At 72.3% G+C, this 8,643-nt stretch carries 10 protein-coding genes and 1 tRNA gene; 5 read left to right on the forward strand and 6 right to left on the reverse strand.

Going from position 1 to position 8,643, the window contains the following annotated elements; translation table 11 throughout:
- Positions 1–8: 8 nt before the first annotated feature.
- The 3 genes from ABT288_RS20660 to ABT288_RS20670 form a co-directional block, all read right to left on the reverse strand.
- Positions 9–545, reverse strand: coding sequence for a DUF4383 domain-containing protein (locus ABT288_RS20660; RefSeq protein ID WP_351609637.1), 537 nt, complete (start codon positions 543–545; stop codon positions 9–11).
- Between the two features lie 97 nt (positions 546–642).
- The gene (locus ABT288_RS20665) at positions 643–2,034 is read right to left on the reverse strand and encodes a coiled-coil domain-containing protein (protein ID WP_351609639.1); all 1,392 of its coding nucleotides are present in this window, start codon (positions 2,032–2,034) and stop codon (positions 643–645) included.
- 74 nt (positions 2,035–2,108) lie between these two features.
- The gene (locus ABT288_RS20670; RefSeq protein WP_351609642.1) at positions 2,109–2,888 is read right to left on the reverse strand and encodes a DUF4097 family beta strand repeat-containing protein; all 780 of its coding nucleotides are present in this window, start codon (positions 2,886–2,888) and stop codon (positions 2,109–2,111) included.
- A gap of 195 nt (positions 2,889–3,083) precedes the next feature.
- Here ABT288_RS20670 and ABT288_RS20675 point away from each other — a divergent pair.
- Positions 3,084–3,155, forward strand: a tRNA-Val gene (locus ABT288_RS20675).
- Between the two features lie 33 nt (positions 3,156–3,188).
- Here the strand turns inward: ABT288_RS20675 and ABT288_RS20680 are convergent.
- Together ABT288_RS20680 and ABT288_RS20685 are read right to left on the reverse strand one after the other, a co-directional pair.
- Positions 3,189–3,530: a DUF8825 domain-containing protein gene (locus tag ABT288_RS20680; protein ID WP_351609645.1), complete on the reverse strand. Its 342-nt coding sequence runs from the start codon at positions 3,528–3,530 to the stop codon at positions 3,189–3,191.
- A 155-nt stretch (positions 3,531–3,685) separates the two neighbouring features.
- Positions 3,686–4,615 (reverse strand): ketopantoate reductase family protein, encoded by a 930-nt coding sequence (locus ABT288_RS20685; protein WP_351609648.1) that lies wholly within the window; start codon positions 4,613–4,615, stop codon positions 3,686–3,688.
- Positions 4,616–4,708: 93 nt separating this feature from the next.
- Here ABT288_RS20685 and ABT288_RS20690 point away from each other — a divergent pair, with 93 nt between their 5' ends.
- Positions 4,709–4,957, forward strand: a complete 249-nt coding sequence (locus tag ABT288_RS20690; RefSeq protein ID WP_351609649.1) for a DUF2277 domain-containing protein — start codon at positions 4,709–4,711, stop codon at positions 4,955–4,957.
- A gap of 336 nt (positions 4,958–5,293) precedes the next feature.
- Positions 5,294–5,749, forward strand: coding sequence for a DoxX family protein (locus tag ABT288_RS20695; protein WP_351609652.1), 456 nt, complete (start codon positions 5,294–5,296; stop codon positions 5,747–5,749).
- Positions 5,750–5,813: 64 nt separating this feature from the next.
- On the opposite strand, the gene ABT288_RS20700 is transcribed toward ABT288_RS20695, so the two are convergent.
- The gene (locus ABT288_RS20700; RefSeq protein ID WP_351609655.1) at positions 5,814–6,347 is read right to left on the reverse strand and encodes a superoxide dismutase family protein; all 534 of its coding nucleotides are present in this window, start codon (positions 6,345–6,347) and stop codon (positions 5,814–5,816) included.
- A gap of 246 nt (positions 6,348–6,593) precedes the next feature.
- On the opposite strand from ABT288_RS20700, the gene ABT288_RS20705 reads away from it, so the two are divergent.
- Together ABT288_RS20705 and ABT288_RS20710 are read left to right on the forward strand one after the other, a co-directional pair.
- Positions 6,594–7,205, forward strand: coding sequence for a DedA family protein (locus ABT288_RS20705; protein WP_351609665.1), 612 nt, complete (start codon positions 6,594–6,596; stop codon positions 7,203–7,205).
- A 518-nt stretch (positions 7,206–7,723) separates the two neighbouring features.
- Entirely contained in the window at positions 7,724–8,305 is a 582-nt protein-coding gene (locus tag ABT288_RS20710) for a TMEM165/GDT1 family protein (RefSeq protein ID WP_351609658.1), read from the forward strand.
- Positions 8,306–8,643 lie beyond the last annotated feature (338 nt).

Genomic DNA, 8,643 nt, shown 5'->3' on the forward strand with positions numbered 1-8,643 from the left:
GCCACAGATTACTGGTCGGCCTGCTCACGCTCGACGGCTTCCGGGTGCCGGGCCCGCCAGTACGGGTTGTCGTGCGGCAGGGTCGAGCCGACCCGGCCGTACATGCCGAAGGTCATCAGCAGCAGGCCCACGACGAAGCTGAACAGCACGTTCTGGATCTTGAACGCCAGGAAGTTGTGGGGGGTGTCGAGCAGGCCGAGGAACAGGAAGCCGTTCAGCAGGAACAGGATCCCGAGGACCATGTTCAGCGTGGACGCGACGTTCCCCCCGATCACCATGCCGACCAGCAGGATCGCGCCGATGCAGATCGACAGCACACTCAGCGTGCCGTTGGTGTTCAGGCCGGTGACCGTCGCTCCGCCGGTGTCGAAGTAGCCGATGTGGTGGATCAGGCCCAGGACGCCGAAGACGACGAGGAACGCGCCGATCAGGCCCGCACCGATCCGGTAGACCGTGTTCAGCCGGTGGTCGACGGGCAGGTGCTTGTCGAACTCGATCCGCCGTCGCGGCCCCGTGTCCCGCGTGTGCACTGCGTGTGTGGCCATGTCCGCCTCCCTCGGGCGCTAGCGGAGGCCATCCGTCCACCCAATATCCGCCTGCCCGGCCCACGCGGCAACACACCTGCCCCTGCGGCGGGTCCCCTCAGTGCCCCCCGCGCTCCTCGCGAATCTGCGCCACCACTGCAGCCGCCGTCTGCCGCACCGCATCCGTCTCGGTCAGGAAGTGCCAGAAATCAGGGTGCCGGCCGGTCTCCAGCGAAGCGATCGCCCGCTCCAGCCGGGCCACCGCGTCGTCCAGTGGCCGGGCGTGCCGGGGATCGGGGGTCGTACGGCCCGTCATGGCCAGCCGCTGGGCGTCCCGGATCGCGAACCGGGTGCGCTCGATCTCGGCCTGCGGATCCTTCTGTACGGCGTTCAGCCGGGCAAGCCGGTCCCCGGCGGCCGACACGGCCTCGTCGGTGGTGTTCAGCAGGGCCCGTACCGTCGACAGCAGCGAGGTGGCGTCCGGCCAGCGCTGGGCGTCCCGCGCCGCCTGGGCGTCGCGGAGCTTCAGCTCGGCCTGCCGTACGTTCTCCCCGGCCTGCTCGGGGACATGCTGCAGGTCCTGCCAGCAGGCGGCGGCGAACCGACGGCGCAGCTCGCTCAGCACCGGGTCCACCTGTGCGGCCCTGGTGGTGAGCGCCTGGGCGCGGGTGCGCAGGCTGACCAGCCGGTGGTCGATCTCGGCGGCCTTCTCCGGCAGCCGCTCGGCCTCGGCCCGGATCGCCCCTGCCTCCCGCTGCACCCGCTCGGCCCGCTCCAGGGTCTGCGCCACCCCGTGCTGCCCGGCGCCCTGGTTCAGCCTGGTCAGCTCCGGCGAGAGCGCGGCGAGCCGGCCGGCCAGGTCATCGGCCCGCAGCCCCCGCTCCCGTACGGCGTCCAGGGCGTTGCTCGCGCCCAGCAGCGCCTGCCGGGCCCGCTCCACGGCGGGCGCCAGCCGGGCCAGCTGGGTCTCGGCCGTGCCGAGCAGCGGCCCGAGCGAGCTGCCGAAACGGTCCAGCTCCTGCTTGACCCGGACCAGCTCGTCCTTGGCGGACGTCAGCTCCGCGCGCGCCCGGGAGGCCGCGGCGGCCTCCAGATCGTCCCGGTCCAGGTCATGGGCGTCGACGGCCTGGATGTAGCGCTGGCTGACCTCGTCGATCCGCCGCCCGAGCGCCTCGAAGTCGGCGACGGCCCGCCGGGCGGCGGGGGAGTCGTCCACGGCCGTGATCGTCTCTATGGAGATCCGCAGGTCGCGCTGGGCGGTGTCCAGTTCGTAGAACGCGGCCGCCGCGGCGTCCTTCGCCGCCTGCGCCTCGGCCCGCTGGCTCTCCGCCCGGCCGCCGAACCAGCGCCGGGTCCCGCCGCCGGCGAACGCGGCGGGCAGGGCGAGCGCGGCCAGCACCGGCAGGCTCATCAGGGTCAGGGTGTCGCGCAGGGCCGTGGACCCGGACCGGGCCCGGACGGTCGACGGCGGGTACGACCGCGTCGCTGGCGTGCCCGGTGTCGCCGTCACATCCCTCTCCCGTGCTGTGGTCCGCCGTGGGTGGTGCCATTCTCCCACCCGTTGAAGACGAACACACGGGCCGGTCAGTTCGCCGTACGGACAGTCACTTTCCCGTCCGAGGAGTGGGCCGAGACCCGGTGCGCGCTGTTGCCGTCGCGGGGCACGGACACCGAGACCGTGCCGTCGTCGGCACCGGCCGACACCCGGTAGGCGGCCCTGGGCAGGACGACCGTGACGGCGCCGTCGGTGCTGGAGGCGTCCACCAGGTCGGGTACGCCGGACAGCTGGACCTGTACGGAGCCGTCGGTGGAGTCCGCCTTCACCTGGCGGGAGGAGACGTCGGCGCGCAGCGAGCCGTCGGCCGACTTCAGGTCGAGCGGCCCGCTGGAGTCGGTGACGCGTACGGCGCCGTCGCTGGTGTCGACGCTCAGCGGATCCCGGAACCCGTGGGCCCGTACGCTGCCGTCGGCGTTGTCGATCTTCACGCCGATCCCGCGCGGCACCTCGATCCGGTGCCTGGCCGAGCAGTCGGCGATGAACCCCGAGCAGTGCACGCGCAGCACCAGCCGGTCGTCCTGGAAGGACCACCGCACCGTCGGGTTGTGGCCGACGACGACGGATCCCTGGAACCACCGGGTCACCTCGACGGTGCCGGGCTTGGCGGAGTCCGTGGCGACGACCTCCAGGGCGGAGTTGTCCGAGTCGATCGTGAGGGTGCGGCCGTGCAGGGCGAAGGAACGGTGGTCGGGATGCGTGTCGTCACCGGCGTCGGCGCCGCAGGCGCTGACGCCCGCGACGAGCACGCCGGTGACGACGGCCATGGCGGCGGCGCGGACGGGAACGGGACGGCTCATGCGGGTCATGCGGGAACTCCCCCTGGGATGCGGTCTGCCAGGACCGTAAGCGAGCCGGGGTGGGCGGGGCGATGAGGACCGCTCCCGGACCGGGGTGGGGTTAACCCCCGTAAACGGCCGGTGGCCCGGCGTTACGGGTTTGCGGTGCACCGGTCGCGGCAAGGTAGGCTGTCGACTCGTCCTGGGCGCGCTGCCCGGGTGTCCGGGTGCGTAGCTCAGGGGTAGAGCGCCTGCCTTACAAGCAGGATGTCGGCGGTTCGAAACCGTCCGCGCCCACAGTCGAGCCCCCGGCCATGGCCGGGGGCTTCGTCATTCCTCCTCACTGCCCTGCTCGTGCGCGTGCTTCAGCCTGCTGCGGGCATCCATGCGGTCCGCTGCCGCGACCTCGGCCCAGAAGCGGTGCGTGCTGACGAAGACCGCGAGTTCGTGCTCGCGGCGGCGCAGCTTCTCCACCTCGGCCTGCTCGTCCGCCGACCAGCCCGGGGACGCGGGCCGCTCCACCTTCCGCCAGCCGGTGTCGTCGCTGAAACCGTCCATCGGCTCCACCGACCAGGGCAGCCGCTTGAGCAGGGCCGACAGCTCGGCCCGGACCTGATGCAGCTCCTCCTGACCGGCGAGGAGGTCACTGGGGAATTCATAGGTCGTAGCCACACGCCAATGCTACGCCTGTTCGATTTTGAGTGGCGAGTTCGTTCCTGGGGTTCGGGGGAGGTTCAGCCGAACGGGTGGCCCGAGCGTGGGCCCGGACCAGTGCGGTGCATCCGGTGCCGGCTCAGTGGGTGCCGACCCACTGAGCCGACGCGGTCTCAGTGGCCGGCGGCCCGCAGTTCGGCCACCAGACGGGCCGTCACCGGTGCCGGGACGCCGTGCCGCTCGGCCGCGCGGAGCAGGGCGCCGCCGATGGCGTCGAGTTCGAGCGGGCGGCCCGCCTCCGCGTCCCGTTGCATGGACGACTTGGCGCCGGGCGGGAAGGCGTCGTACCGGGCCAGCGCCTGGGCCGGGTCGGCGGGGGCGCCGCACGCGCGGCTGACCGCGGTGGTCTCGGCGACCAGGGACTCCAGCTCCTCGCGGTGCAGGGTGCGGGCTTCGCCGAGCGGGAGGCCGTACCGGGTGGTGAGCAGGGCGAAGGGGGCGAGGAAGGCCATCTTGGCCCACAGGGCCGCCGTCTCGTCCTTGACCACACGGGCCGTCGCGCCGGCGGAGACGAGGGTGGCCGCGAGGCCGTCGAGAAGGGGGCGGGGCACGGCGTCCCCGGCCAGGTCGATCTCCGTGAACGGACTGCCGTGTTCGATCACTCCCGGAGCCACACGGGTGGACTCCACGCGGATCACCGCCGGGGCGACCCGGTCGGGGCGGTGGCGGGCGCGGAACCGGCCGGGGTGTTCGACGCCGTTCAGGAGCGGTACGACCAGGGCGTCGCCCAGAGCCTCCGGCGGCACCCGGGTGAGGGCGGCGTCCAGCGCGGTGTGCTTGACGGCGATCACGCAGGCGTCCACCGGTTCGCGCAGCTCGGTGTCCGCCTCGACGGGAGCGGTGAAGTCGCCGAACTGCGGGCTGCGGACGGTGATTCCGGTACGGCGCAGGGCGTCGGCCGTACGCTCCTGGGCCAGGCAGATCACGCGGTGGCCGGAGCGGGAGAGCAGGGCGGCGAGGAGTCCGCCGGTGCCGCCGGGGCCGAGGACGGCCACGGCGTGCTCTGTGGTCGTGGGCTCGGTGGTCATGGGCTCGGTGGTCATGAGGAGGTTCCTCTCGTCGGTCGGCCCCGGGAGTCGGTGGCCGCCTTCGCCGCGATCATCGCACCGGGGCGTGGTGTGCGTGAGACTGGGGGCATGTGCCGGAGTATCAAGACGCTGCGTCCGCCCGTGCTGCCCGACGAGGCCACGGAGGACGACATCCACGCCGCCGCGCTGCAGTACGTACGGAAGGTCTCGGGCTTCCGCGCGCCCGCCGCGCACAACCGCGAGGTCTTCGACCGCGCGGTGGCCGCGGTGGCCGAGGCCACGGCGGAGCTGCTCGGGGGGCTGGAGGTGCGGGGGCAGTCGGTACGGCCCTCCGCCGCAGTCCGGCATGACGGGTAACGGATAACTCCGCGTCCTCGCAAGGGGGTTGGGTCGCAGAGGGCGTGATGAAGCGGCCCTCCGCTTCCCCCGGCCGACGAGTTTGTCCGCGCCTGACGGACCATCAGGGCACCGCCTGGGCAAGGAAGTTCACCTTCGGAGTGCCCGCTGAAGGGGGCACCGGGTGTCCGCGGCGGGGGCCCGGCCGGCGGAAACCGGAACCATGGCCAAATGTTGAACTTGCAAGCACTGGTTAGGCGGGCCTAACCTGGGTCCTCATTCGGTACCGCCGCCCCCACGACCGGCCCCTTGGATGTCCCCGGCCGGCCCGACCGACACCGAAGAGGAGATCCCCTCATGTCCGCACGTCTCAACTCCGCTCAGCCCTATGTCCTCGGGCTCTTCCGCATCGTCGTAGGCCTGCTCTTCGCCGTGCACGGCGCCGCGTCCCTCTTCGGCGTCCTCGGCGGTGCCGTCGGCACCCAGGGCGGCACGATCCCGGCCGGCACCTGGCCCGGCTGGTACGCGGCCGTGATCCAGCTGGTCGCCGGCGGCCTGGTGCTGCTCGGCCTCGGCACCCGCGGGGCCGCGCTGATCGCCTCGGGCTCGATGGCGTACGCCTACTTCGACGTGCACCAGCAGGCCGCGCTGTGGCCCATCCAGAACGGCGGAGAGCTCTCGGTCCAGTTCTGCTGGGCCTTCTTCCTGCTGGTCTTCACCGGGTCCGGCGCCTTCGGGCTCGACCGGCTCGTCGCCCGCCGCACCGCCGCGGGCGGCCGGGCCGCCGCCGAGCGGACCCCGATAGCCGCCTGACCAGGAACGGCGCCCTTTCCCGCCACGGGGGAAGGGCGTCGTCCGGTCTCCGGGCGTCCCTCGCCTACGACGCTCCGCGGAAGCGCACGGTGAGGCAGGCCACCCGGGCCCCCTTGGTGCCGGGCTCGCTGTGGATCACCACCGAGCTCGCCTCACCCTTCCGGAAGGCCCAGGCGTGCGTGGCGACGGCGCCGCCGTTGCCGTTCGCGTTGGACTTGAAGTCCAGCCAGACCTCGTTCGCCGTGTTGACATGGGCGGCGTCCATGCCGGGCTTGTTCTGGTAGTGCTTGCCGGCGGCCGCGGGGTCGGCGCCGCAGGCTTTCTGGTGGACGTGGACGCCGAAGGAATGGTTGGGTTTGACTCCGGCCACCCGCAGCTCGACGGTCGTGGCACCGCTCGGCCGGGTGGTCTGGCGGACCTGGATCAGGGCGCCCGCCGGGACGAGGTTCTGGTCGTACGCCACCGCCTGCGGCTTGCTGGACGCGGCCGGCGCGGAGAACGCGCCGAAGGTCTCCAGCGAGTAGCCCTGGCCGGTGCCTCCGGTCCCGGTCGCGAACAGGGCTGCGGCGAGGGTGCCCGCGTATATGGCTGCCACCATGATGTGCACCTTTTTCTGCGCGTGTGCGCCGTTTCGTTCGGATGTGTGCCTGATGTTCCGGACAGGCCTCTCTCCATTGCGACGGACGCGGCAGGGCTCCGCCGCACAGCCTGCGCTGTTCGGGTGAGCGGAATACCCCGGAAGCCTCTGACGACCCGCCGGCGGGTGATTCGCCCCCGAAGCCCCTCCTGTCACACCCCCGGCGTACGCTGTCTGGCTGTCAACGGGGGAGCAACGGGAGTCGTGGTGTTCGAGAATGTGGGGTCACTGGCCGCCGGGCCGTGGATCTATGCGGCCGTGGCCGTGTCCGTGTTGCTTGACGTGTTCGTGCCAGTGCTGCCGAGCGGTGTGCTCGTCATCACGGCGGGTACGGCAGCGGCGGCGGGCTCGGACGCGGCGGCCGGCCGGGTCCCGCACGACGTGCCGGACATCCTGGCCCTGATCCTCTCCGCGGCGACCGCCTCGGTCCTCGGCGATCTGGTGGCGTACCGCCTGGCCTGGCGGGGCGGTACGCGACTGGACCGGGCGATAGCCCGCTCCCGGCGCCTGACCACCGCGCAGGAACGTCTCGGCGATGCCCTGGCCCAGGGCGGCGGAGCGCTCGTCGTGCTCGCCCGCTTCGCCCCCGCGGGCCGCTCGGTCGTCTCCTTCTGCGCGGGCGCGGCGCACCGCCGAGCCCGCGACTTCGTTCCCTGGTCCGCCCTGGCGGGCCTGTCCTGGGCCGCGTACAGCGTCGCCCTCGGCTACTACGGCGCCCAGTGGCTCGGTGCGACATGGGTGGCCACGGGTGTCTCCTTCGCGGCCCTTTTCGCCGCGGGCGCGGTGGCGGGGTACCTCATGCGACGCCGGGCGGCGTAGGCGCTTGCCGCGGCGCCCGCACCGGGGGACTCCGCCCCCTGGGCCCCGGGCCTGTGCCCACGGCGCCGCCCGGCCGGCTCGGGTGGCGCCGTGCGGCGGCTCGGTCCGGTGGGCTCCGTCAGGAGTTCGCCAGGTGGTTCGTCAGCGCCGTCTGCTCGGCGCGAAGGCCTGCCGCTGGGCGGTGGTCCACTTGCTCGCACCGGAGTCCCGGGGCTCGGCGAGCGGGACGAGTGCGACGGGGTTCACACCGTGGCCTTCGCATCCCTTTCGCATCCCTTACGATGGGGAGCGCAGAAGGGGAGTAGCTCTTCGCCGGACCGTCGACATACTGCTCAGCCAGCCTGAGCCGGCGCCCGGAGGCGGACCCTCGAGTCTTTCGAGGACCGCCAGCGAGACCTTCGGCAAGCAGTGCACGTCCGTGTCCCCGCGACACGGACGCCGAGTGTGCTGCCGTGCCGAGGTGTCATCGCAAGACGTACCGCACTCTCGGCGGGGCAGCCCCGACCGATTGAGGAACCTTGATCAGCATCACCGTGACGGCGCTCGTCTTCGGCGTCATCTTCCTCGCCGAACTGCCGGACAAGACCGCGCTCGCCGGTCTCGTCCTCGGCACCCGCTACCGCGCGAGCTACGTCTTCGCCGGTGTCGCCGCCGCCTTCCTGCTGCACGTCGTGCTGGCCGTCGCGGCCGGCAGCGTGCTGACCCTGCTGCCCCAGCGGATCGTGCACGCCGTCACCGGTGTCCTCTTCCTCGGCGGTGCCGCGATGCTGCTGCTGCACAAGGGGGAGGACGAGGAGGAGATCAAGAAGCCCGCCGACCAGTCCTTCTGGAGGGTTGCCGGTACGGGCTTCATGCTGATCCTCGTCGCCGAGTTCGGCGATCTCACCCAGATCATGACCGCCAACCTCGCCGCCCGCTACAACGACCCGATCTCCGTCGGCCTCGGCGCCGTGCTCGGTCTGTGGGCCGTCGCCGGACTCGGCATCGTCGGCGGAAAGGCCCTGATGAAGAAGGTGCCGCTGCGGCTGATCACGCAGATCGCGGCCCTGCTGATGCTCGCGCTCGGCGTGTGGAGCCTGTACGAGGCGGTGGCAGTCTGAACCCCGGCGTGCCCCAGCGGTCGTGAACCCCGGCCGTACCCGGCCCCGCCCCAGCCTTGACCAGCCCCTGCCCTCACACCTGACCCAGGCTCGGCCCCGCCCCAAACCCCGCCCCGAGCCCTGACCCGGCCCTCGTCCTCGCCCCGGGTCTGGCTGGGGCTCGATCATGGCCTTGCCCCCGATTGGCTCGAGCCTGGCTCGGCCCTGACTCCGCGCCCAGGCCTGGTTCCTGGCACGGCCTTCTGAGCTTGTTCCGCTTTGACGGACACCATCGGTGTGGTGGTCAGGCTGCCAGTGCGGCCTCGTAGTCGGCGGGGCTGCAGTAGTCGAGGCTGCTG

The organism is Streptomyces sp. NPDC001093 (assembly GCF_040298985.1).
Taxonomy (GTDB): domain Bacteria; phylum Actinomycetota; class Actinomycetes; order Streptomycetales; family Streptomycetaceae; genus Streptomyces.